Source organism: Neolewinella lacunae, from assembly GCF_014349155.1.
In the GTDB taxonomy this organism is placed as follows: domain Bacteria; phylum Bacteroidota; class Bacteroidia; order Chitinophagales; family Saprospiraceae; genus Neolewinella; species Neolewinella lacunae.
Genome location: NZ_JACSIT010000120.1, coordinates 40546 through 64024 on the forward strand (window position 1 = coordinate 40546; position 23479 = coordinate 64024).

Here is a 23479-nt window from a genome sequence, read left to right on the forward strand (position 1 = left end):
CCCAGGAAGCGTTTAACCTGAGTAAGCCGGCAATGGTAACTTTGCAACGTGAAAAACGTCTCAGCAGCAGTGCCAACCGAAAGCAACGTAACGATGACCCAGTGGGCGGAGCGCCTCAACGCGCTCGGTGGACAGCGGCAAGCCTGCTTTTTCCTGGTGGATTTTGAGCAAATTGCTCCCCAGGTCTGGCCCCTGGACGATACTGCGGCCATCCCGCCCCGCTTCTCCTTTCCGGGCCGGCCCGACGTGCCCTCCACCACGCTGAGCAGCAAAGTTCCCCGCCTGACCGCTACCCACGTCCCCGCAGCCGATTTCCGCCGCGCCTTCGCCGTCGTGCAGGCGGGCCTGCGGCGTGGCGACAGTTTCCTGACCAACCTTACCTTCCCCACCCCCGTTCAACTGAACGGCAACTACGAGGAGATCTACTGGAAAAGCGAGGCCAAGTACCGCATCTGGTGGCCGGGGCACTTCGTATGCTTCAGTCCGGAGACCTTCGTGACGGTCAGCGAGGCGGGCTACATCGAAAGTCGCCCCATGAAAGGCACGGCCCCCGATACCGCCAAGGGGCGGCGCGAACTACTCGGCAGCGCCAAGGAAATTGCCGAGCACGCCACCATCGTCGACCTGATCCGCAACGACCTCAGCCAGGTGGCCAAGGGGGTGCGGGTGACGGACTACCGCTACTTCCACAAAATTGCGACCAGCCGCCGGGGATTGGTCCAGACGAGCAGCAACATCGGTGGGCAACTCCCCCCCGGCTGGCAGGCCAACCTGGGTACGCTGCTCGCCAGACTATTGCCGGCCGGCTCCGTCAGCGGGGCCCCGAAGCCGGCCACGGTCGACCTCATCCGGCGGGCCGAAAACGGTCCACGGGGCTACTACTGCGGCATCGGCGGCTACTTCGATGGCCATCAGTTGGATACCTGCGTGCTGATCCGTTTCATCACCGAACACCCCGGTGGCGGGCACGTTTTCCACTCGGGCGGCGGCATTACCGCCAGCAGCCAGTGGGAGGACGAGTACGCCGAATTGCAACGAAAAATCCGGATTCCTTTAGCACTTAAGACAAAATCCTTACATTAACCGCCGATTAAATGGTGTTAAGGTAATCTTTCCCCGCTGGTAAGTCACCCCCAACATTCGGATCCCAGACCGGCCCTGGACCTACCCTTGCCCCGGTACCGGTAAAATTCATCCGCTCGACAATCACTATTTGAATACAAATTCAACTCCCCCGCCACTATTGCTGGAATCGATCCGCATATTGGATGGTCAGGCCGACTTGCTGGCCTACCACCAGCAGCGCCTCGACCGGACGCGCCGTGCCTTCTGGCCCAAATGCCCGGCGATTGACCTGGCGCGGGTGGTCGCTGAGGCCAGTCCGCCCGCGCGCGGACTGTTCAAGCTCCGCGTGGAATACGGCGAGCGGGTGCGTAAAACGGAGTTGATCCCCTACCAGGTCCTTCCCGTCACCAGCCTGCGCTTGCTGCCCGCCGACGAGATCCGGTACGGCAGCAAGTTTGCCGACCGCACGGCCATCCGCCGCTGCCTGGAGCGCAAGGGCAGCTGCGACGACGTCCTGATGAGCCAGCGGGGCTACCTCACGGATACGAGCTACGCCAACGTCGCCCTCTTCGACGGCCGCCACTGGTACACACCCGCCTGGCCCCTGTTGCGGGGCACCCGGCGCGAAAGCCTCCTCGAAAAGGGCATCATCCGCGCCTCCATCATCCGCGACCGCGACCTGCCCCAGTTCCAGAAAATCCGCCTCATCAACGCCATGCTGCCCTGGGAAGAAGGTCCTACCCTCGACATCAACGCCGTGATGGTGTAGTGAAGAATGGGGGCGCGGCCGCAGGTGCAGGGAACGTTGGACGGCTCAGCGGAGGGGGCGCTCCCACTTACGAGGAATCCTGGTTGAAGGTGTCTCCCTTTCCGAATAGACTTGGTTGAGGGTGTCCTCACCCGAATACACCAGGCTGAGGGTGTGCTCACTCGAAACACGATATTCGTTCGGGTGGGGACACCCTCAGCCGGCTCCATCCTATTCGGGGGGGACAGCCCCAGCCAGGTTGGTTTTGTTCGGGTGGGGACAGCCTCAGCCGGCTCCATTCTATTCGGTGGGGACAGCCCCAGCCAGGTTGGTTTCGTTCGGGTGGGGACACCCTCAGCCGGCTCCATCCAATTCGGGGGAGACAGCCCCAGCCAGGTTGGTTTCGTTCGGGTGGGGATACCCTCAGCCGGCTCCATCCAATTCGAGGGGGACAGCCACTGCCAGGTTGGTTTTGTTCGGGTGGGGACACCCTCAACCGGCTCCATCCAATTCGAGGGGGACAGCCACTGCCAGGTTGGTTTTGTTCGGGTGGAGACAGCCTCAGCCGGCTCCATCCAATTCGAGGGGGACAGCCACTGCCAGGTTGGTTTCGTTCGGGTGGGGACACCCTCAGCCGGCTCCATCCAATTCGGGGGAGACAGCCCCAGCCAGGTTGGTTTCGTTCGGGTGGGGACACCCTCAGCCGGCTCCATCCTATTCGGGGGGGGGACTGCCACAGCCAGGTTGGTCTTGTTCGGGTGGAGACAGCCTCAGCCGGGTCAGCAAAGTCTTAACCCTGTTTCGCTTCCACGCGGGCGACGAAATTCTGCATGGTCCTGACGGGGCCGGAGGTCATTACCTCCCGGCGCAACCAGGCGGGCAATCCGCTGGCGGCGGTTGTCTGGAAGGTGGAAGAAATGTCGATGCCCCCGCTCGCGTTGGGGGTGATGACCCACTCGCCGGAGTAAGTCTGTTCGCGGTCGTAGTCTTTGCTGGCGGGCAGGGCCTGGGGGGCGTTCGTGATGCGCCGCGTGAGGACGCCCGTGGTGGGGTGTATGGACTGTTCCACGATGGCGACTACCTCACGGTTGCGGAAGGGAAAGGGCAGTTTTACCCGCGAGCAGTAGGTGTAGCGATTGGCGTTTCCGCCGGGGAGGACGAAGGCTTCGGTACAGCGGTGCACCCAGGAAGGGTACGCTTTGGCGTCGTCTAAAACCGCTAAAGCCGCAACTATTTTCGCCTGGGCAGTAGTGGTAACCCGTACGCTCATTACGTCTTTAGCAGCGGAACGGACGTAGACCCGCACGCCGGCCTCATCGGCCAGCAGTTGGTACCCGCCCTGCTCTTGTTGGGCAAGACCCGGCACCTGCGTCAGCGCCATAAAAACCAAAAACAGCCCCAAAAAACGCATACTACTCAGGTTCAGAAAGTTAAGACTTTATCGCCACGGATAAGAACTGCTGAAATGACGGGAATAGTATCGGTTGGGTTGCTTACTTTACCCCCAAAATACGGATCATGCATCGCTTGTTTTTCTTTCCGCTCCTGCTGTTCCTCGGGTGGCCGCTGGGTGCCCAGGACGACGGATTCCGCCCCATTTTCAACGGCAAAGACCTGACGGGCTGGGAAAGTTACGGCGGCAAAGCCCCCTTCCGCGTGGAAGACGACGCTATTGTGGGCGAGGCCGTCATCAATACGCCCAACACTTTTCTGTGTACCACCCGGCCCTACGGCGATTTCATCCTGGAGCTGGATTTCTACAACGAAGCACCGCTCAATTCCGGCGTCATGGCCCGTGGGCAGTGGCGGCAGGAGGGGGAGCAGCGCGTCATTTTTGGTTACCAGGTGGAGATTGACCCCGAGCCGCGGGCGTACACCGGGGGGATTTACGACGAGCGCCGCCGGGGCTGGATTTATCCCCTGCACTACAACGAGCCGGCCCGCCACGCCTTCCGCCACGGGGCCTGGAACCAACTGCGCATCGAGTGCCTTGGCCAGGAAATCCGGACCTTCATCAACGGCATCCCCGCCGCCAACCTGATCGATGACCTCGATGCATCGGGCATGATCTGCCTGCAGGTCCACAGCATCCCGAAAGCCCTGGAAGGCAAGGAGATGCGCTGGAAAAACCTCCGCGTGAAAGAAAAACCCAGCGCCGCCGACCGACTGCCCTCCGGCGACCGCATCCCGGTGGTTAACCTCGTACCCAATTTCCTCAGCGCCAGCGAAATCCGCCAGGGCTGGCGCTTGCTCTGGGACGGCAAAAGCAGCCAGGGCTGGCGCGGGGTGAAGCGCGACGACTTCCCCACCAAAGGCTGGGAGATGGCCGACGGCGAGCTGCGCGTCTTGGCCGGCAACGGCGGCGAAAGCACCAACGGCGGCGACATCATCACCCTCGATCACTTCAGCGACTTTGAATTGCAATTTGAGTTCAAGCCCTCCGTCGGGGCCAACAGCGGCGTGAAGTACTTCGTCGATCCCACCCTCAACAAAGGAGCGGGCTCGGCCATCGGGCTGGAGTTTCAGATTCTGGACGATAAAGTCCACCCCGACGCTAAAATGGGCGTTGCCGGCAACCGCACCGCTGGCTCGCTGTACGACCTCATCACCGCCAAAGTGCTTGATACGCCCCGCAACAAAGACCTCTTCATCGGCGACTGGAACCGGGGCCGCATCGTCGTCAGAGGCGGCAAAGTAGAGCACTGGCTCAACGGCTTCAAGGTGGTGGAATACGACCGCTTCAGCCAGATGTTCGGAGCCCTGGTCAACTACAGCAAATACAAAGACTGGGAGAACTTCGGGCGCTGGCCCGCTGGCCCCATCCTGCTCCAGGACCACGGCGATGCGGTCGCTTTCCGTTCCATCAAAATCCGGGAACTGTAGGCACTATAGCTTCCCAAAATCCATTTATTTGGTGCCCAACGGCCCTTGCTCCGCTGCGCTGCGTACCTTATCCCCAAAAAATTGATTTCGACCATGCCAAGCAGAAGAAAATTCCTCCGCAATTCTGCCCTTACCGGGGCGGGACTCACTTTAGGTTTTTCGGCCCTCGCCAATAAGGCCATTCCCGGTGCCAATGACCGCGTCCGGGTGGCCATTTTCGGCACCAACAGCCGCGGCGAATCCCTCACCCAAACCTTTGCCGGGGCGAAAAACTGCCAGGTTTACGGCATCGGCGACGTCGATACCCGCGCCATTGCCAAGGGACAAAAGGCGGCGGTGGACAAAGGCCAGGCCAAGCCAAAGGGCGAGCAGGATTTCCGGCGTTTTCTGGATGACAAGGACGTCGACGCCGTAGTCATTGCCACCCCCGACCACTGGCACGCCCCGATGGCCATGATGGCGCTCGACGCTGGTAAGCACGTCTACGTCGAAAAGCCCTGCAGCCAGAACCCTTACGAAGGCGAGCTCCTCATCGCCAAACAGGCCAGCACCGGCCTGCTGGTGCAGATGGGCAATCAGACGCGCAGTTCGGTCTCGCTTAACCAGGTCATCAAAGAAATCCACGACGGACTCATCGGCGAAGCCTACGCTGGCAAAGCCTGGTACAGCAATTCCCGCGATAGCATCGGCCGGGGAAAAGTCGTTGCCGTTCCCGAATGGCTCGACTGGGAACTCTGGCAGGGCCCCGCACCCCGCCGCCCATACAAAGACAACATCGTTCATTACAACTGGCACTGGCTCTGGCACTACGGCACCGGAGAACTGCTCAACAACGGTACCCACGAGGTGGACCTCTGCCGCTGGGCCCTTGACGTCCACTACCCCATCCGCGTGACCAGCACGGGGGGGCGCTACCACTTCGATGACGATTGGGAAGCCTACGACACCCAGGTGGCCGGTTACGAATTTCCGGGCGGCAAGACCATCAACTGGGAAGGCCGCAGTTGCAACGGCATGCCCATGTGGGGCCGGGGCCGGGGAGCCTTCATCCACGGCACGAAAGGCTCGGTATTGCTGGACCGCGCCGGCTACTGGCTGTATGACCTCGGCGGCAAGGAAATCCGGGTGGTCAAGGAAGAAGGCGAGAGCGTATCGATGGGCACCGCCGGCGGTGGCAACCTGGACGATCTGCACATCCGCAACTTCCTGGCGGGCATTACCGAGAACGAAAAACTCAATAGCCCCATCGACGATGCCAACCCCAGCGTCACGATCTGCCACCTGGGCAACATCGCCCAGCGCACCGGCGGCTCCTTCCACACCGACCCCGAAACGGGCAAACCCACCGACGACCCCCAGGCGATGGAACTCTGGAGCCGGGAATACGAGCCGGGCTGGGAACCGAAGTAAGGGGGGAAGGGAATAAAGGAATAAAGGATTAAGGGAATAATGGGGCGCGGACGCAGGTGCGAGGAAAGGACAGGGAGAAAGGGAGAAGGGCCGCCTCCTGGTCGAGGCGTTCTACCTCGAAGTGTTCGCCTGGATTATGGATGCACTGCCATCTGATGTGGGAGTACCCCGGATTACGGATGCTGCACATGATTTTGCGAGAGACCCCGGATTACGGATGCTGCACATGATTTTGCGAGAGACCCCGGATTACGGATGCTGCACATGATTTTGCGAGAGACCCCGGATTACGGATGCTGCGCATCCTACATCCGGGGTTATTAAGGTTCGACCCCTCGGGGGTCAGTCGGGTTGGGCTGTGATGGCGCTTGATGTGGATGCTAGCCCAGGGCTTTATCCACGCTCCGCTTGAGGGCGGCGAAGGTGGCGGCAATGGCCAGGTCATCGTCCATTGCGTTGAGGGTACGGCTGAAGGGTTCGGCGCGGAGGGGTCCGTCGTACCCAATTTTTACCAGGGCCTGGAGGAAGCCGTTGAGGTCAATTACCCCCGTGGCGCCGGGCAGTTCGCGGGCGGTGTCCGTCTGGGCGTCCAGGCTCAGCTGGGCGTTGGCGTCGTTGAGGTCTACGGCGACGATCTCTTCGTTGCTCCACTGCAACAAATCTTCGGGCGTTTCGCGGGCGGTGTACCAGTGGTAGCTGTCCAGGATAACGCCTACGTTGGGTTCGCCGATGGCGGCAATCAGTTCCCGCAGTTCCATCCCGGATGAGAGGAAGGCAAAACGGTTGGCGTGACGAAGGGCAGTGGTACCGATGTATTCAAGCCCCAGGGAGAGGCCTTCTCCCCCGAGGATGCGGGCGGCGTCGCGGAGGCGGTCAGCGTGCTCGGCCAGGTTTTGGTTGTAGCTTAGGGTAGAATGGCTGGGAAGGATCCAGGTGCCGATACGGGTGACGCCAATTTCCCGCAGGTTTTTGGCGTGGGCGGGTAGGGCCCCGAGGTCGGCCCGAAACTGTTCGGCGGATTTGCGGAACTCGACGGGTAAGCCATTGGCTCCCCAGGCAATGTCGTTGTCTTTGGCCTTGGCGGCGAAGGTGGCTTTTTGGCTGCCCGTCCAGTTTTCCAACCAGTGGGCGGGGACGGAGAGTGCACCGTAGCCGTGGCGGATGGCAGCGTCCAGGAGTTCCCCTGCCGTGCCCCCCACGCCGATGGCATCGGCCTTGAGGCTGATGCGGAATTTAGCGGCGGGCGGCAAGGAGGGCCGGGCTGTTTGCGGGTGATTTGCGGCGGCCAGGACCGTGGGGACGGCTAATCCGGTAGCTAAAAAAGTTCTGCGTTGCATGATCCGAAAGTTGAAAGCGAAGGAATGAAGACGGAGGGGCCTTGCCCTCCTGCGCCAAAGCTACTCTACTGCTGGCGACCGTTGGCACCAATCCCCTAAAAAATCCAGGACCAACTGCGTGTAGGCCTGCCGGTCCCAGATGATGTTGTGGGCGTGCCAGGCTCCCCAGTCGAGCGCGTGGTACGTCAGCAAATCCGCCGGCGTGGCTGCGGCAATTTCGTCGGCCTGCCCGGGCCCCGTCAAGGTATCCGCCAGGGAATGAAACAGCAGCAGGGGCACTTCCAGCTCCGCAGCGGCCTGGACGGTACTGACCGCAGAAAAGTCGACCCCAGCGCGGTAGCCCACCCAGGCAAAGGCTCCAGGCGTCAGTAAATTGAGCCCGACGCCGTATTCTTTCAGTCCGCGCTCCATCACCGCACTCTCCCAGTCGGCGAAGGGACTTTCGGCGACCACCCAGGCGGGGCCCCCAGGTATTGTCGCGGCTTCAGCCCGACCCCCGGAAGCTCCAGCTTCCCCCCCAGGTATTGTCGCGGCTTTAGCCCGACCCCCGAAAGCTTCAGCTTCCCCACCAATCCTCCGGGAAGCCCGAGCTGCCGCCATAATCACCGCAGCCCCGCCCCAGCTTTCGCCGAACCAGCCGATGCGGCCGGGGGCTAAGCCCGTGCGGGCGGCCAGGAAGTCGGAGGCGGCGATGAGGTCCGTAGCTTCGTGGTAGCCCCCGCTCGCCGGGGCTTCGTCGCTGCCCTGCGGACCGCCGTGGCCCCGGTGATCGTACAGCAACATGGCGCAGCGGCAACTGTCAAAAATGGGGGCATACTTCAGCATATTGGCGCGGTTGACGCTGTAGCCGTGGGCCATCACGACGCCGCAACGTGCTGAATCCGGGAGAAACAGCCAGCCGCGGAGCGTGATGCCATCGTAGGGGCTCCGAAATTCAATCTCTTCCCGCGGTGGCAGGGTCTGGAGCAGGCTATCCAGGTCCAGGTTCCAACGGTCCTCGTTCATCTGGTAGACCGTCGCCAGATCGCGGTCGGGCGTATGCAGAATGAGCGAGCTGAAGTAATACGTAATCCCGAGGTACAACACGACGACGGCGGCAAGGAAATAGAGGAGTTTACGCATAGCGGTAAAGTTGCGGCAAATTTGTGAGAAGCCCGCCGGCACCCAAAGGGGATATCCCCGGCACGGAGGGGTAGAAGCCCGGATGTTAAAGATCGTTAAAACAGATGAATGGAAGCAAAGAGAAAGTTAATCCCATTAGCCGCAGGTCTCCAGCTGCCAACTCCCCCTCCCCCCGAAGCATTCTTTAGCCTCGGACGGATGGCCAACTCCCCGCCAGTTATTTTTCTGTTTCAGACACTCGACTTTGAAAACTGCCCTTCATCTACTCTTTTTGCTGCTCGGGCCCTGGGCCTTTGCGCAGACGGTTACCGGGATCATCACCAACGAGTTCGGTGAGCCCGTGCCCTACGCCAACGTACTGGTACAGGAAACCGGCCAGGGAACGATGTCCGACGACGTAGGTGCCTACGCACTGCGCTTCGAAACGGAAGGGACTTACCGCCTCGTGTTTTCCAGCCTGGGCTACGAAAACCGTAAGGAAACCGTAGTGCTGGCGGTGGAGGTCAAAACCCTCGACGTCCGCCTCAACACTGCTCTGCTCGACCTGGAGGAGATTACCATCAAGGCCACCGCCAAAGACCCCGCCTATGGCATCATCAAAAAGGTGGTGGCGAACAAGGCATTGCACCTGCGTTCAGCGCCCACTTACCGCACCAAAGTGTACGTAAAAGCCGTCGAGGCAATCGAGCGCACCCCCCGCAAAACAGCCCCCGTTGCCGAGGAAGAGCAAGAAGGGCCGCCCGATCCTTTCGCCGAAGAGGCCCGCAAAAACCGCGAACTGCTGGGGCGACTCAACCTGGTGGAAATGGAGCTCATCCTCAATTTCCAATACCCCCGGCAGTACAAGGAAGAGCGCATCGCCTACCAGGCCGCCGGCCAAACCCAGGGCCTGTTCATCCCCCGCTTCGGCGAGACGGACTTCAATTTTTACCGCAATACGGTGTCCCTGACCGGCATTTCCGACGCGGTGGTCATTTCTCCACTGAGCACTACGGGCGTCCTTTCTTATAAATACCAGCTGGAAAGCACCGACCTGGAGGGGCAGCAAATCGTCTACAAAATCCGCGTTACCCCCCGCAAGAAAGGCAACAGTACCTGCGAAGGGTGGCTCTACATCAATGAGGGTTCCTGGACGATCAACCGCCTGGACCTCACCTTCAGCAAATACGCCCTGAAATTTTTCGATGACTTCCGCCTGGAGCAGGACTACGTGCGCCACCAGGACAGCCTCTGGATCGTCCGGCGGCAAGCCTTTCATTACGTCGCCAGGCAAGGCAACAAAGCCACCTTTACCGGCACCACTACCCTGAGCTACACCGACTACGAACACAATTACCCCTTCCCGGAGCGCTTTTTTGGCAACGAGGTGGCCGTTACCACCCGCGAAGCCTACCAGCGCGACAGCAGCTACTGGCGCAGCAGCCGGACCGTTGCGCTGACCGCCGAGGAGGCCCGCCTGGTGACGCTGCGCGACAGCCTCAAGGCCATTACCGAAAGCCAGGCTTACCAGGACAGCATTCAGGAACGCTACAACCGGGTCAGTTTACTGGAGCTCGCCTGGGAGGGCGTGGGCCTGCGCAACAACGCCCGCAAGAGCCATCTTTACCTCGGTTCCCTGGCTTCCCTGATCGACTTTTCGGTGGTGGGCGGCTGGCGCTTCGGGCCCTACGTTTCCTACCACCGCCGCTACGCTTCCGGGACCGTGCTCAATACTTCGGGCTCCCTGAACTACGGGGTGAAAAACAACGACTTGCAGGGCGATTTCTCCGCCTGGTACCGCTACGATGCTTTCCGGCTGGCGGACATTTCCGTCAGCGGTGGCCGCAGTTTTGAGTCCATCAACCAGTACGACGCCTACCTCAACCAGCTGCGGCCTTCGAACTACATCCTGCTCAACGCCGGGCGGGTCAGGCATTCCATCGAGCTGTTCAACGGCTTTTTCCTGGTCAACGAAGTGGGGCTCAACCACCGTATGCCCATTACGGGGTTAGCGACCAGTTCCTTCCTCCAGGACCTGGTAGAGGACGAAGAAGAGCCTCAGCAATTCGAGGCCTACACCGCCCTCATCAGCACAAACGCCATCGCCTACACCCCGGGCCTGAAGTACATGCGGGAGCCCGACCGCAAAATCCGGCTCGGGAGCAAATGGCCCACCTTCACCCTGCTGCACCGCAAGGGCTGGGACGGGCCGCTATCGAGCGATATCGACTTCGATTACCTCCGTTTTTCCGTGGATCAGGAAATTGTGCTGGGGACGATGGGAACGTCCTTCTACGAGTTGCGACTCGGGCAGTTTTTGAATACGCGGGATCTGCGCTTCGTGGATTTCCAGCGTTTCCGGGAGTCTGACCCCCTGCTGTTTTCCGACCCGAAAAACTCCTTCCAGGCCCTGGATACTTCGTTGGCGACTACTGACTTCCACGTCGAATTTCACCACATCCACCACTTCAACGGGGCCCTGGTCAACAACATCCCACTCCTGAAAAAGACGCGCATCCGGGCCGTGGGTGGTGGGGGACTCCTCTGGATTCCCGCCCAGCAGTTCCGCTACCAGGAGCTTTTCTTTGGCGTGGAGCGCGTGTTCAAGGTGGGGGCCCGCAGGCGGCTGCGGGTGGGGACTTATGCCGTCTTGGCCGACGCCAGCAACGCCCAGCCCCGCACGGCGTTTAAGGTCAGCTTTGACCTGATTGATCTTTGGAAGCGGGACTGGAGTTTTTAGGGTGCCCAACGGTTGGTGATAACCAATTGCTTATGGGGGGCTAAAAGCTTGTTTGGAGTTTTACTTCCTGATGCCTTCCGGGTTTTGAGACCGCACCTGTACCCCACTTTCTCCTTGTCCTTTCCTGGCACCTGCGGCCGCGCCCCTTTACCCTTTATTCCCTTACTCTGGTCTTGCCCAGGAGGTAGTACTCTACGGACAAGGGCGTAAAAAACACGGAGATCACCGCGTCGGGCTGCCGCGTCAGGGTGAGGAGCACCTGGTTGCCCCCGCTGCCTTTGCGGACCCTGGCCAGGTCGGCCTCCAGCAGAAAATCTTCCGGGCCCACGGCTTCGTAGGCCCCCTGGGGAATGGACACGCGCAATTCCACCTCCGAAGGATTGAGCCGGAAACTGTCGGTGGGCGAAGCATTGACCACCGTCACCGGCACGGTCAGCGTACGCTCAATGAAGGGCTCTACCTCCAAAGCATAGTTCACCTCTTCCCGCGTGAGGGTCAGGCCCGGTCCCGGTGGCTGCAGGCGGACGCTGCGGCGGATATCGCCGTCCACCTGCCGCAGTTCGAGTTCTTCGGTGGGCCACTCCTCGATGGATTCCAGCTCATCGATTGCCCCGCTGACGGTGACGCTATCGGGCTCAAAAACCGGCGGGGCGGTAGCCAGGTAGCCAGGGGCGAAGCGTGAACGGATGTTGGAGACAATCGGCACCCGCTTCCCTTCGCGGGGGGTGGTGAGCAAGACCAGCGGCTCGAAGTCCAGTTCGTTGGTGTGCAAGTCGTTGCTGGAAAGCCTGCGATTGACTTCCAGGCTGATCTCATTGCCCGTCAGGCGGAGGCTCTCCGCACTCCCCACTTCGATCGTCAGGGGGATGGTTCCCATCCGGAGGCTTTCCCAGATCAGGCTCCAGCCGCTGCCGGCCACCCGCACGTTCATCCTGGTTGGCACCTGTCCCACCAGCGCCCGTTCGGGATCGACCTGATAGGAAATTTCTACCTCGCGGGTGATCTCGTAATTTTCCGAGAGGTTCAGAATGAGCCAAAAGACAAAGGCGGCCGTCAGGCAAATGGCCAGGATATTGCGGTCCTCGGCGGCCATTTTGCCAATGCGGTTATTCTTTATCAGCCTTTGTAGTGAAGATAGCATCCGTCAGTTCCTTGGAAATAGCGTTTTTGGTCACCCGAATATAGGTTTTATTTCCGACGTTGAGGGTCACGATGCGATCTTCGATCTTATCGATGCTGCCCAGAATGCCGCTGGCGGTCACTACCTGCTGCCCCTTCTCCAGGCCTTCCATGAACTCCTTTTGCTCGCGGGCCTTCTTGCGCTGGGGGATGATCATAAAAAAGATCAGGACCGCCAGCATGGCGATCATGAAGAAACCGTTGGTGAAAAGGCTGCCGCCTCCGGCCTGAAGTAAGATAGTAGTCATGCTGGATTTTATTCGTTGATAACGGTGCCGTCCACGTAAATGGTTGTTGTGGCCGGGTAAGTATTTGCGGTGATGGTGATGGGCTTGCGTTGCCGCCCGTACTTGCCTTTGGTATCGAAATTGACGCTGATCACGCTGCTGTCACCCGGAGCGATGGGCGTTTCGGGGTAGGCCGCTACGGTACAGCCGCAGGTCGAGCGGGCGTTGGTAATCAGCAGGGGCACGCGGCCGGTGTTGGTGAAGTGGAAGTCGTGGCTGACGACCTCGCCTACGGGCACCTCGCCAAATTGGAATTCCGGCGTAGCAAAGGCCAGGCGGGCCACCGTGGCGGTGTCGGTCACGCCCGTTCCATCGTCCACGGGGTTGCGGATGATGGCGGCATTGGGTCCCAGTTCGGCGGGGTCCAGGTCATTGGGCGCGTCCGCAGGTGCCGGGGAACAACTGAACAGCAGGGCGAGAAGGGCAAGCAAGGTCGTAATCCGCATGGGTTCGTTTTAAAGGAAAGCTCCGGATGCGCGGCAAAGGTAGCGCAGCGGGGGCCAATCGCAGTGGGTTTTGGGGTACGGCGGCCTAAGATTACTTTTGCAGGAGCAAATTGTTTCGCAGCAGTTCGTGTGTTCATTTCAGATCAGATCCCTCTCCCCCGGCCCCTCTCCACAGGAGAGGGGTGACCCAAGCACCAGTCTTTTCCAGGTAAAATTATTTGTTATTCGCGGGTTAATGTTGGAGGTTGTAGCACCTCATAATGATGAGTAGGGCGGGTAATCCCAAAAGAGAGAACCTTAAGCTGCTAAAGCTTGAGACTACAACCAAAATAACAAAGTGCATATCTACTGTCTTGCTGGCCTAGCAGCTTCACCACAAAAAACGCTCACATCACTACCCCACTCTACCTGACCGGCTTCATGGGCTCGGGAAAATCCTGGACCGGCCAGCGCCTGGCCGCCCTGCTCGGCCTGCCCTTCGTCGATCTGGATGCCGAGGTCGAAACCCTCACGGAAATGTCCATCCCTACCCTCTTCAGCCGCTACGGCGAAGCGGCCTTCCGCGACCTCGAAGCCCAGGCCCTGCGGCAATTCCCGGCCGGGCGGGCCGTAGTTTTGGCCACCGGTGGCGGCGCACCCTGCTTCCACGGTGGCATGGACTGGATGAACGAACAAGGGTGTACCGTTTTCCTCGACCCCTCCCCTACCATCCTGCTGGCCCGCCTCAACGCCGGACGCGCCCACCGGCCACTGCTGGGGACCACAGAAGAACTAGCCATTTTCATCGCCAACAAACTGGCTGAACGCCGACCGACTTACGAAAAAGCGAAGATTCACCTGCCCATCGAAGACCCAAACGCCGATGTAGCGCGTTTGCTCTACGATCGTCTCCAACCCACAACGGAGCATCACTAAACCGACACATATCCCAAGCCCAATGCGCATTCTCCTCGCCGCACTTCTCCTTTGCCTTTCCCTGCCCACTTTTGCCCAGAAGGCTACGCCCGAAGGAGCCATGTACTTCGTTGGCTTTGCCGACAAAGCCGGCACCCCCTTCCGCATCGATGAGCCCACGGCTTTCCTCGGCGAAAAAGCCCTCCAGCGCCGCCAACTCCACGGCAGCGCCATTACCGAATTGGACCTGCCCGTGAGCCCCGCCTACGTCAGCGGCGTCCAGCAAACCGGTGCTCAGGTCTGGCTGAAGAGCAAGTGGATGAACGGCGTCGTGGTGGCTGCCAAAGAGGAGCAAGTCGCCGCCCTCAAAAAACTCCCCTTCGTCCGGGAAGTCTACCTGGCCGCGCCCAAACAGTACACGCGGAGCAGCGCCCTGCCCGTAGTGCCCAACCTCGACCGCCCGGCCCCCAGCTTCGAGCCCGTCCCCGTCAACCCCCAGTTCTACGGCTACGGATGGCAGAACCTGGATAATATGGAAGGCGACAGTCTCCACCACTGGGGCTTCCGCGGCAAGGGCGTTTTGGTGGCCGTATTCGACGGCGGCTTCCCGAGCGTGAACTACAAAGACTTCCTGGGCTACGCCGACGCTGCGGCCGTCCCTGCCAACTACGACCTGGTAGAGCAGGACGATACCGCCCTGGATGGCTCCACCCACGGCTCCACGGTCTTGAGCACCATGGCCGCCCACCACCCCTTCTTCTTCGTGGGTACCGCCCCCGACGCCCGCTACGTCCTCTTCAAAACGGAGAACGGCCGCGGCGAACACCGCCTGGAAGAAATCAACTACGCCATTGCTTTGGAAATTGCCGACAGCATCGGCGTCGATGTAGTCAATTCCTCCCTGGGCTACACCACCTTCGGGATGAAGGAAATGGACTACACGGCCAAGGACCTGGATGGCAAAACGAGCCCGGCCAGCATCGCCATCGGCCACGCCTTCGCCCGCGGCATGATCATCGTCACCAGCGCCGGTAATTCGGGAGGCGACGACTGGAAATACATTGGCACCCCCGCCGATGCGCCCGACGCCCTCTCCATCGGTGCGCTCAACGACGACGGCACCCGCGCCTACTTCTCCAGCTTCGGCCCCACGGCGGATGGACGGACTAAGCCCGACGTCAGCGCCCTGGGGGTTTCCGTGGCCGCCATCACGGCTTCCGGCCGGGGACTCACCGCCGCCGACGGCACCAGCCTGGCCTCCCCACTCGTGGCGGGGCTGGTGGCTTGCCTCCGCCAGGCCGTCCCAACGGCCACCAACCGGGAACTGCTCGACGCCATCCGCGCCACGGCCGACCAAGCCGCCCAACCCGACAACGAACGCGGCTACGGACGGCCCAACTTCGCCGCCGCCTACCGCCTGCTCCAGCAAGCCCGCAAGCGCTAAGGCTCCGCTCCAGCCACTGCTCATAAATTGCTTACACGGGCAAAGGGAAAAAAAATTTCCGCCCCGGAAACGCTTTTAGCCCGGCTTAGCGCAAATATGCAATTTTATCTTCATGCGTAAAAACCTCTTAAAAAGCCTTTTAAGCAAAAAATTGATACTGCCCTGTTTGCAAGGGCAGAAAGCTTTTTTCGCCGGACCGTTTGTGGGACCGCCAAGTGTTAACTAATTTTACCAAAGTAACGGGAAGGGTTCGGGCCTTCCCGGCGGGGTCTAGGCCCCGCAAAACCCAAAATCTCGTGGTGTCTGCAAACACCACCACCTCTTTTATTTGGTATCAGTAAGTTGGAACGAGCCCCGCCGGAGCACCTGGCGGGGTTCTTTTTTTGGTCTGGTCGGACCAGGGCGGGGTCCCTCCCCCGCTCCTTCACCTTCACTTTGCACCTGCGGCCGCGCCCAAAACTGAATACTGCGCTCAGGCGTAAAGGGCGAGGGCATTTTGGAGCCGGACGGCGATCCGTTCGCGCAGGCTGGTGGGTTCAACTACTTCCACCGCGTCTCCGAAGCTGAGCAATTGCATTTCCAGTTCGGGATTAGGGATGATGGTGAGCGTGAACTCCGGGCGTGCGGCACCGGGAGCGGAGACTTCCGCTTGGGTGCGGTGGAGCGGTTTGGTCCGCAGGTAACAGGCTTGGAGGGGCGTAGCCCGCAATTTTATCGTTACCGCTGGTTCCGCTGGCGGGCGGATGACGCCAACGATGGGGTCGAGCCACTGGAGGGGTTGCAGGTGGGAGGCGTCATAAAAAGCCGTCAGGGAAAGTTCGGTGACGGAAGTAATGCGGTCGAGGGGGTAAGTCCAGAGTTGCCGCGTTTCGTGATCGTAGGCCAAAACGAACCAGCGCCGGTTGTACTCCTTGAGCAAGTAGGGGCTGAGTGTAATTTCCTGGGCTTCGGCCAGGTATTCCTGATAATTTACCCGGACGGCCTGGCGGGCGAGGATGGCGTGGTGGAGGGGTTGGAGGTTTTCGCGGCCGTCGAGGCTGCCGGGGCGGTCCAATTGAATGCTGGGATTTTGGGCGCGGACGCTGGTGCGGAGGTGGTTGGCCAGGCGATGGATGGTCTCGGAAAAGCCGGCGGGTAATTGCCCATAAGTCAGCTGTTCGGCCCAGTCGACGAGGTTGAGCAAGGTGGTAAAATCTTCGCGGCCGAGGGGTTCCACCTGAAAGGCATATCCTTTTTCGGTATAGCGGTATCCGCGGCGATTGTGGTATTCAATGGGTGCGGGCGGCCCGTAGGTGCCATTGCGCAGGGTGCGGATATCGTCCATAATGGTCCGCCGGCTGGGCAATTGAAAATTTTCTATTCCGCATTGCTGAAAACTTTCGTAACATGCGTGCGCTAATTGTTGCCAGGAAATTCCGTCGGGGTTACGCCGGAGGGCGCGATCGATGGCCAAGTAGCGAAGGTGGGCAGTTTTGCTCATGATTTTTTTGGTGTGCAGCGAATCTGCACGCCAAGGTACTAACTTAGCACCGAAACAAAAACTATTGTCTCCGTCTCCTAAAATCAACCCAGGAAAGCTTGAAAAACATCCGTTATCTCTCCGTACAATTTGACCAGTGCCTTCAGCACGATGAGCTTCGTTTTTTTCGATCGGCGGTGATTGAGAAGACGGAGCGTAAAAGCGATCTGTTTCACAACCACCTGGCTGGTGAGCAAAAGGTCATTTACCGTTACCCATTAATCCAGTACAAGCTGCTAGATGGCGGCCACGCAGGTATTGTCTGCCTGGAGGAGGGAACAGAAGACATCCACCAGCTTTTTCAGGCACAAAAACTCGATCTACGGATTGGTAATAAGCAGCAAACGTTTAAGGTTGTAGATATGCAACTGCGTTATTACCAACTTGCCCTTACGGATCCCCCGCTAGAATACCGTATTTCCAACTACCTGCCCTTTACCCAGGAGCGTTACGCCCGCTGGCAAGCCTTAGCGGGGCAGGAAGAGGCGCGCAAGGAACTGCTGGCAGCAACCTTGCGGGGTAATATCCTCACTTTCGCAAAAGGACTTGAATGGTGGATTGATGGCAGGCTGGAAGTTGACTTCCAGCAAATTAGTCCGGCACGGGTGGTACGCTTCAAGGAGCAACAGCTCTTAGCTTTTGACTTAAACTTCACCACCAACGTAAACCTCCCCCCCTGGATCGGCCTCGGCAAAGGCGTCAGTATCGGCCACGGCACCGTCACACCCATCAACCAGTAAATAAACCATGACACAATACCTCTACGGAGCGAAGGTGCAGGGCATCCAGTCCTACATTTTTGAAACCAACAAGCTGAAAGACATTGGCGGTGCCAGTGAATTGATTGAGTCGCTGGCGGGGGAGCGTTTTGCGGGCTTCTTTAGCCAAGTAGGCGTCTCCTATAAAGAAGAGCAACTTCTACGCAACGCCGCCGGAGAAATCTCCTACTTATTTCATGATAAAGCGTCCTGCGCTGCGGTAGTACGCGGCTTTGAACGCTTTATTTCTACCGAGATACCGGGGCTGACCGTAAGCCAGGCGGTAGTCCCTCTTGAAGGAACGACGCTGAACTTGAGCGATGCATCCCATGAAGTAAATCGTCTGCTTCAGGTCCAACGCAACCGCGCAACCCCACCCTCGGAACTAGGCTGGATGATTAGCGAGCGCGCGCGGCGAACTGGGAGGCCTGGGGTGAAGCAGGTTAAAAAAGATGGGTTAATTGACCGGCGGCAGCAGAGCAAACGTGAGGTAGCCGATCACCGCCGGCTACACGACAAGCTTATCGGCGACACCCACCCCTTTGAAAAAGAAGATTTTGCTTTTGAGCTGGAGGACATTGTCAACAAACGTGAAGGCGCTTGGCTAGCCGTCGTCCACGCAGACGGAAATAATCTTGGAAAGCTCATCCAAAAGTTGTTGCCAGAACTCCCAGCAGATCAGCTGGAGAAAGGCTATCGCCAGTTCAGTATAAAACTGGAGGAGGCTACGGTAGCAGCCGCCCGAATCGCTTACCAAAAGCTTTTAGATTGCTTGAAAGCGGAGGAGCGTAATGCGGTCATAGCGGGGGAAATGAAACTCCCCATCCGCCCAGTCATCATTGGCGGCGACGACCTCACCGTGATTCTACGGGCTGAACACGCTGTGGCATTCACCAAGGCATACTTAGAGGCTTTTGAGCAGGAAACCCAGGAAAAATTCGGCAATTATGCTAAAGAATTCGGCGTAGCAGAACACTTCAAAGATGGCCTAACTGCCTGCGCTGGCATCGCCATCATCAAACCCAAGTTCCCCTTTCATTACGCCGCCCATCTGGCAGAAGAGCTGTGCAGCTGGACGAAGAACGTTGCTAAGAAAATCGACGAGCACCACACGCCATCGTCCTTACACTTCCACAAAGTCCAGGCCAGTTTCGTAGAAAACTACAAGGATATTATTGAACGGGAACTAACTACGGTTAAAGACGACGCAGTTGACGAAAAGTTACTGACTGCCGGACCATACTTCGTGAACGATTCACAAGAAGGGTATCCTACTGTAAAGCAGTTGCTCCGCTATACCGAAGTGTTAGGCTATAAAGACACTCCCGCTGGCCCCTTGCGCGACTACTTGGGAGAACTACGGGTGGATGCACAGGCTGCAGCTCAAAAACTGGAGCGTATCCGTGACCTTAATAAGGATGTAAACAAAGAACTAGACTTAAGCGAAGAGACGCTCTTCCAGAAAAGAGGAAGTAACGAAAAAGCATCCACCCACCTCTACGACGCCATTCAACTCGCTAACCTATTATGACGCTGCACTACACCCTCCAATTTTACGACTACTGGCACACGGGCTCCGGCCTTTCTGGTGGCACTTACGCCGATCAGGTAGTCAACAAGACCGCCGCCGGGCTTCCCGTAGTGCCCGGAAAAACTATTAAGGGCCTGCTGCGGCACGCCGCCGAAGACTTGCTGGAACTCGGCGACGCGGTCATTAACCAGGAAGCTATTGATGCCATTTTCGGCCAGAGACACGAAAAAAGGCGGGGCGAAGACCAATCAGGAAAAGCTGAGGAGAAAAAACGAACAATCGGCGAATGCTGGTTCAGCAGCGCAGAACTTCCGGAAAGCACCACTTCTCAAATCACCGACTCACAACGCCCTCAACTTTACGAAATTCTCGCTTCCACCAAGATTGATGAAAAGACGGGTACGGCAAAAGACAGTTCCCTTCGCCAAATGGAGGTCACTATTCCGCTTACCCTCACGGGCTATATTTCCGGCGTGCCAAATGATCAGCAAGTAGTCCTCGAACGCTGTCTGCAGTACGTCAAGCGCCTGGGACAAAACCGCTCGCGGGGGCTGGGCCGCTGTACCTTTAAAATTTATATGCCATGACCCTACATTTCACCTGTACACTAATGTCCAAGGTCGTGCTTTCCGCGCGGGCCGCTACCGAAGGTCAGGTTGACTCACTGGATTACCTCCCGGGCGCTAAGTTCATGGGAATCGTTGCGAGGCAGTACGAGTCTATGGACGACCCTGCCCGCCACGACCTCTTTCACAATGGCAAGGTGCGCTTCGGTAATGCCTATCCCTTCGCTAAAGGGGTGCGATTTTATCCAGCCCCACTGGTCTACTTTACCAAAAAGGGAAGTAAGCCCACCGATACCGATGGTGTGATATACCTTGATCATTTGCTTGACGAAACCAAACGAAAGCAATTTTCGAAAGATGGAGACCAACTCAAGCAGGTGCGCAGCGGTTACATTGATGCAGGGGGAAAAAAATCCCTGACCATCGAAACCGATTATCAACTAAAATCAGCCTACGACGCGGATTTGCGCCGCAGCAAAGACAGCCAGATGTACGGCTATAGCAGCATACCCCGAGGCACGGTCTTTGCATTCAGCGTTGAAGACACTACGGGTAAGTACGCGGAGAAGATCAAAAAAGCCCTCGTGGGAGAGCATGGCCTGGGCCGTTCTCGCACCGCAGAATACGGGCGGGTACGCATTGAAGTAGCGGAAGCCCCGAAGGACACCGTAATGCAGTCAGCAGTAACAAATGTCGCCCTGGTTTACGCCCTCTCCGACCTGTGTTTATATGACAAATTCGGGCAGCCGAAGCAACCCACGGCGGAAGACTTAGGCTTCAGTGCTGGAGCCAAAATTGATTGGACGCGTACGCAGGTGCGAAGTGGAGAATACCAGAGTTGGAACACCATCCGTTGGAACCGAAATACGGACCGCTGGGTCATTGGCAAAGGATCGGTTTTTTGTGTTGAAAACGTGCAAGAAAAGGTATCCAGCCAGCAAAAATGGGTAGGCAGCTACCACCAGGAGGGCTTCGGCCAGATCTGGATCAATCCGCCGTTCCTCGAAGCTACCAAGGGAGACCACCAGCGGCCAGGTCTTAAAAAGGTAGAAGACCAGGAAAAAGTAGCTCCGCTCAAAACGACCAACATCGTACCGGAGAATACCAATAAAGGGTTGTTGGATTTACTGAATCGGCGTGCAGCCCTTGACAACCTGGAGAACACGATTTATCGCCAGGTGAATGCCTTCATCGAAAAGCAAAAAGCAAGTTTTAGTGGCATCAGCTCCAGCCAGTGGGGAACCCTGCGCAGCTACGCCAGCCACGCCGCGAATAGTACCGCGCTTCATAAACTGATTTTTGACGAAAAAACGGGCTTCTTGCACCGGGGACAGTCGGAAAAAGTCTGGCGTAAATGCCGCGACGAGTTGCAAAAAGCGGTGTCACAAATTGAAGATAAAACGAAAAACAAGCCCAACGAAAAAGACGACAGGCCTCTCCTCTTCCTCCAAAAACTGGCCGCCGAAATGGCCAAACGCACCAAAAACCAAGAAGCATGACGAACAGTAAAATCTATCTCGCCCGCCTGACGGTGGAAGCAGCCAGCCCCCTCGGTATCGGCTCCGGACGCCGGGGTATTACCACCGACCGATTGGTTGCGCGCGATGCTTACGGGCTGCCCTACCTGCCGGGGACAGCTCTGGCGGGCTGCTTACGCAACTCTCTTAGTGGGCAGTTGGAGGATAAGGTGCTCAATGAAGTCTTTGGGTTTCAGGACAACGACGAAGGGATTGGCAGTCGCCTCATCATTTCCTCCGGGCACCTGATCGGGCCGGATGGAAAAGTCGTCGGCGAAGACAATGGATTACCCACCTACGAAAACGACTACCTCAAAAGCCTGACTGAAGGAAGCCTTCCGCAGCGCGACCACGTCCGCATCAACAGCCGGGGTGTGGCAGATGCGAAAGGCCACGGTAAGTTCGATGAGCAACTCGTGCCACGGGGCGTACGCTTCGTGTTTGAACTGTGTTTGCACGGTACTGATGATGACGCTGATGTGTGGAAGCAGTTGGTACAGGAATTCTGCCAGCCCATTTTTCGCATTGGTGGAGGGACTCGGAAGGGTTTCGGGAAGCTGAGTGTAAAAGCCATCAAGCAGTGCATACTGGACCTCAGAAATGCCGAACAATTGTCCGCTTACCTCCAGCTTACTTCGGCGCTCGACGCTCCCCTACCCTCTGCTTTTACTACTTCCATTGCACCTGCGGACGCGCGCCAAGATGATAAGTGGCTTACCTACGAATTAAGGCTTACGGCCCGCGACTATTTCCAGTTTGGCAGGGGTATTGGCGGGATATCGGAAAGCGCTAGTGCCGTTAAAGATGGCTGGGTCAGCAAGCTGGCTAAGCGCGAACCTGTTGTGACCTGGGAAAATGGCAAGCCGAGTCTACTGTCTGGTGATAAAGCCTGTTACTTGCTCCCGGCCACCTCTTTAAAAGGAGCGCTGAGCCACCGGACGGCCTTTCACTACAACCAATTACGGAAAAACTACGTAGAAGACCAGAAAATCAAGGAAACCAGTGGCCCCGACTACGACAGCATTGTGGAGGATCTCATGCCGGTTCATAGCACACTGCCCAAGACCCCGGAGGAAATCAAGCGGGAGATTGAGCGATTGATGGAGTTTCAATCGACCATAAACGAGATAGACGTCGACAAGAGCGCGACCTTCCGGAAATTCACCGAAGAAATTGATAACGCTCAAACCGACGAGGCAAGACCCAACGTCGGCGAAAACAATGACGCCGTACGCGCCCTGTTCGGCTTCGCCGTGGAGCGGCAAAAAGACGAAAATGGTAAAGACAAAAGCGCCCAGCGCGGCCGGGTACTGATTGACGACGTATTTCTCGACTCCGACGAGGTGCAAGTCAAAACCTTCAGCCACGTGATGATCGACCGCTTTACCGGCGGGGCCAAGGCGGGAGCGCTGTTCAACGAAGACGTGGCCAGGACAAAGGAAAAAATCGTCTTCACCATTCAAGTGGAGAAAACGGCTTTTGACGGAGATAACGGCGACCTTATTAAAAATGCCTTCGAAGAGGCGTTGCTAGATCTATCCCGAGGTCAACTTCCCCTTGGCGGCGGAATAGCAAAAGGCCACGGCGTCTTCTCCGGCGAATTAATCACCCCAGAAACCCAGCAGGTATGAGCACCCCAAGCAATTCAAGGCGAATACTAGACCAGATCCCCACCGGTAACCAGTACGAAGGTTACCTCTGGTATTCTGATAAAGACAAACCAGCAGTCTTCCAGCCCGGAAAAGATTTCACCGATGACTTTTCCCCGACGACGATTCCCTTTATCGTGGAGGGCTGGCTCTACGACCGGGAGAACCAGAAAAGTTACGCCATCCGCTACCTTGATGGCCAGTATCTACGCACGGAATACGATCTGGCCGCTACGGAAGAAGCGCCCATAGAATACCAGGCGCACGATCTCCAACCCATCACCCATTTCAAAGTAGTCGAGCACTGGAGTCCGGAAGAGGACGAGAACTGTGCTGAAATGGAAGTACTGCGCCACGCCTGGACGGCCTTTGCCGGATTTGCTCACCCCACTAAAAAATAATACA

Annotated in this window: 20 protein-coding genes; 13 read left to right on the forward strand and 7 right to left on the reverse strand. The window is 58.2% G+C overall.

Annotated features, from left to right (window positions below):
• The first annotated feature begins 48 nt into the window (after positions 1–48).
• Together H9S92_RS13695 and H9S92_RS13700 are read left to right on the forward strand one after the other, a co-directional pair.
• Positions 49–1083: an aminodeoxychorismate synthase component I gene (locus tag H9S92_RS13695; protein ID WP_187467274.1), complete on the forward strand. Its 1035-nt coding sequence runs from the start codon at positions 49–51 to the stop codon at positions 1081–1083.
• A 160-nt stretch (positions 1084–1243) separates the two neighbouring features.
• Entirely contained in the window at positions 1244–1834 is a 591-nt protein-coding gene (locus tag H9S92_RS13700) for an aminotransferase class IV (protein ID WP_187467275.1), read from the forward strand.
• 769 nt (positions 1835–2603) lie between these two features.
• Here the strand turns inward: H9S92_RS13700 and H9S92_RS13705 are convergent.
• A complete protein-coding gene (locus tag H9S92_RS13705; RefSeq protein ID WP_187467276.1) occupies positions 2604–3224 on the reverse strand; it encodes an SRPBCC family protein in 621 nt (206 codons plus the stop codon).
• Between the two features lie 107 nt (positions 3225–3331).
• Here H9S92_RS13705 and H9S92_RS13710 point away from each other — a divergent pair, with 107 nt between their 5' ends.
• Positions 3332–4696 carry a 3-keto-disaccharide hydrolase gene (locus H9S92_RS13710; protein WP_187467277.1) on the forward strand — a complete coding sequence of 455 codons (1365 nt, stop codon included), beginning with the start codon at positions 3332–3334 and terminating at the stop codon, positions 4694–4696.
• A gap of 93 nt (positions 4697–4789) precedes the next feature.
• A complete protein-coding gene (locus tag H9S92_RS13715; protein WP_187467278.1) occupies positions 4790–6106 on the forward strand; it encodes a Gfo/Idh/MocA family protein in 1317 nt (438 codons plus the stop codon).
• Positions 6107–6486: 380 nt separating this feature from the next.
• Here H9S92_RS13715 and H9S92_RS13720 read toward each other — a convergent pair whose 3' ends face one another.
• Together H9S92_RS13720 and H9S92_RS13725 are read right to left on the reverse strand one after the other, a co-directional pair.
• Entirely contained in the window at positions 6487–7443 is a 957-nt protein-coding gene (locus H9S92_RS13720; protein ID WP_187467279.1) for a sugar phosphate isomerase/epimerase family protein, read from the reverse strand.
• Between the two features lie 60 nt (positions 7444–7503).
• Positions 7504–8565, reverse strand: coding sequence for an alpha/beta hydrolase (locus H9S92_RS13725; RefSeq protein WP_187467280.1), 1062 nt, complete (start codon positions 8563–8565; stop codon positions 7504–7506).
• A 244-nt stretch (positions 8566–8809) separates the two neighbouring features.
• On the opposite strand from H9S92_RS13725, the gene H9S92_RS13730 reads away from it, so the two are divergent.
• Positions 8810–11284 (forward strand): DUF5686 and carboxypeptidase regulatory-like domain-containing protein, encoded by a 2475-nt coding sequence (locus H9S92_RS13730; protein WP_187467281.1) that lies wholly within the window; start codon positions 8810–8812, stop codon positions 11282–11284.
• A gap of 154 nt (positions 11285–11438) precedes the next feature.
• On the opposite strand, the gene H9S92_RS13735 is transcribed toward H9S92_RS13730, so the two are convergent.
• The 3 genes from H9S92_RS13735 to H9S92_RS13745 are packed head-to-tail and all read right to left on the reverse strand — an operon-like array spanning position 11439 to position 13196.
• Positions 11439–12377, reverse strand: coding sequence for a CdaR family protein (locus tag H9S92_RS13735; RefSeq protein WP_187467282.1), 939 nt, complete (start codon positions 12375–12377; stop codon positions 11439–11441).
• A gap of 13 nt (positions 12378–12390) precedes the next feature.
• Complete coding sequence (gene yajC, locus H9S92_RS13740) at positions 12391–12711, reverse strand: preprotein translocase subunit YajC (protein WP_187467283.1); 321 nt, start codon at positions 12709–12711, stop codon at positions 12391–12393.
• Positions 12712–12719: 8 nt separating this feature from the next.
• A complete protein-coding gene (locus H9S92_RS13745; RefSeq protein WP_187467284.1) occupies positions 12720–13196 on the reverse strand; it encodes a DUF1573 domain-containing protein in 477 nt (158 codons plus the stop codon).
• A gap of 420 nt (positions 13197–13616) precedes the next feature.
• Here H9S92_RS13745 and H9S92_RS13750 point away from each other — a divergent pair, with 420 nt between their 5' ends.
• Both H9S92_RS13750 and H9S92_RS13755 read left to right on the forward strand, forming a co-directional pair.
• Complete coding sequence (locus H9S92_RS13750; protein WP_187467285.1) at positions 13617–14111, forward strand: shikimate kinase; 495 nt, start codon at positions 13617–13619, stop codon at positions 14109–14111.
• Between the two features lie 22 nt (positions 14112–14133).
• On the forward strand, positions 14134–15534 hold the full coding sequence (locus H9S92_RS13755; protein ID WP_187467286.1) for a S8 family serine peptidase: 1401 nt from the start codon (positions 14134–14136) through the stop codon (positions 15532–15534).
• A gap of 472 nt (positions 15535–16006) precedes the next feature.
• Here H9S92_RS13755 and H9S92_RS13760 read toward each other — a convergent pair whose 3' ends face one another.
• Positions 16007–17014: a helix-turn-helix transcriptional regulator gene (locus H9S92_RS13760; RefSeq protein ID WP_187467287.1), complete on the reverse strand. Its 1008-nt coding sequence runs from the start codon at positions 17012–17014 to the stop codon at positions 16007–16009.
• Positions 17015–17112: 98 nt separating this feature from the next.
• On the opposite strand from H9S92_RS13760, the gene H9S92_RS13765 reads away from it, so the two are divergent.
• The 6 genes from H9S92_RS13765 to H9S92_RS13790 are packed head-to-tail and all read left to right on the forward strand — an operon-like array spanning position 17113 to position 23475.
• Positions 17113–17793, forward strand: coding sequence for a CRISPR-associated endonuclease Cas6 (locus H9S92_RS13765; protein WP_187467288.1), 681 nt, complete (start codon positions 17113–17115; stop codon positions 17791–17793).
• Between the two features lie 7 nt (positions 17794–17800).
• The gene (locus H9S92_RS13770; RefSeq protein WP_187467289.1) at positions 17801–19342 is read left to right on the forward strand and encodes a Cas10/Cmr2 second palm domain-containing protein; all 1542 of its coding nucleotides are present in this window, start codon (positions 17801–17803) and stop codon (positions 19340–19342) included.
• Entirely contained in the window at positions 19339–19929 is a 591-nt protein-coding gene (locus H9S92_RS13775) for an RAMP superfamily CRISPR-associated protein (RefSeq protein WP_187467290.1), read from the forward strand. Before H9S92_RS13770 ends, H9S92_RS13775 begins: the two co-directional genes overlap by 4 nt.
• Positions 19926–21407, forward strand: a complete 1482-nt coding sequence (locus H9S92_RS13780) for a hypothetical protein (RefSeq protein WP_187467291.1) — start codon at positions 19926–19928, stop codon at positions 21405–21407. The genes H9S92_RS13775 and H9S92_RS13780 overlap by 4 nt, the downstream gene beginning before the upstream one ends.
• Positions 21404–23056, forward strand: a complete 1653-nt coding sequence (locus H9S92_RS13785) for an RAMP superfamily CRISPR-associated protein (protein ID WP_187467292.1) — start codon at positions 21404–21406, stop codon at positions 23054–23056. The genes H9S92_RS13780 and H9S92_RS13785 overlap by 4 nt, the downstream gene beginning before the upstream one ends.
• Entirely contained in the window at positions 23053–23475 is a 423-nt protein-coding gene (locus tag H9S92_RS13790) for a TIGR04423 family type III CRISPR-associated protein (protein ID WP_187467293.1), read from the forward strand. The genes H9S92_RS13785 and H9S92_RS13790 overlap by 4 nt, the downstream gene beginning before the upstream one ends.
• Positions 23476–23479 lie beyond the last annotated feature (4 nt).

Coding starts and splice junctions, on each gene's coding strand:
- H9S92_RS13705 (WP_187467276.1), bottom strand. CDS start 3,224: ATGCGTTTTTTGGGGCTGTTTTTGGTTTTTATGGCGCTGACGCAGGTG.
- H9S92_RS13710 (WP_187467277.1), top strand. CDS start 3,332: ATGCATCGCTTGTTTTTCTTTCCGCTCCTGCTGTTCCTCGGGTGGCCG.
- H9S92_RS13715 (WP_187467278.1), top strand. CDS start 4,790: ATGCCAAGCAGAAGAAAATTCCTCCGCAATTCTGCCCTTACCGGGGCG.
- H9S92_RS13720 (WP_187467279.1), bottom strand. CDS start 7,443: ATGCAACGCAGAACTTTTTTAGCTACCGGATTAGCCGTCCCCACGGTC.
- H9S92_RS13725 (WP_187467280.1), bottom strand. CDS start 8,565: ATGCGTAAACTCCTCTATTTCCTTGCCGCCGTCGTCGTGTTGTACCTC.
- H9S92_RS13735 (WP_187467282.1), bottom strand. CDS start 12,377: ATGGCCGCCGAGGACCGCAATATCCTGGCCATTTGCCTGACGGCCGCC.
- yajC (WP_187467283.1), bottom strand. CDS start 12,711: ATGACTACTATCTTACTTCAGGCCGGAGGCGGCAGCCTTTTCACCAAC.
- H9S92_RS13745 (WP_187467284.1), bottom strand. CDS start 13,196: ATGCGGATTACGACCTTGCTTGCCCTTCTCGCCCTGCTGTTCAGTTGT.
- H9S92_RS13750 (WP_187467285.1), top strand. CDS start 13,617: ATGGGCTCGGGAAAATCCTGGACCGGCCAGCGCCTGGCCGCCCTGCTC.
- H9S92_RS13755 (WP_187467286.1), top strand. CDS start 14,134: ATGCGCATTCTCCTCGCCGCACTTCTCCTTTGCCTTTCCCTGCCCACT.
- H9S92_RS13760 (WP_187467287.1), bottom strand. CDS start 17,014: ATGAGCAAAACTGCCCACCTTCGCTACTTGGCCATCGATCGCGCCCTC.
- H9S92_RS13770 (WP_187467289.1), top strand. CDS start 17,801: ATGACACAATACCTCTACGGAGCGAAGGTGCAGGGCATCCAGTCCTAC.
- H9S92_RS13775 (WP_187467290.1), top strand. CDS start 19,339: ATGACGCTGCACTACACCCTCCAATTTTACGACTACTGGCACACGGGC.
- H9S92_RS13780 (WP_187467291.1), top strand. CDS start 19,926: ATGACCCTACATTTCACCTGTACACTAATGTCCAAGGTCGTGCTTTCC.
- H9S92_RS13785 (WP_187467292.1), top strand. CDS start 21,404: ATGACGAACAGTAAAATCTATCTCGCCCGCCTGACGGTGGAAGCAGCC.
- H9S92_RS13790 (WP_187467293.1), top strand. CDS start 23,053: ATGAGCACCCCAAGCAATTCAAGGCGAATACTAGACCAGATCCCCACC.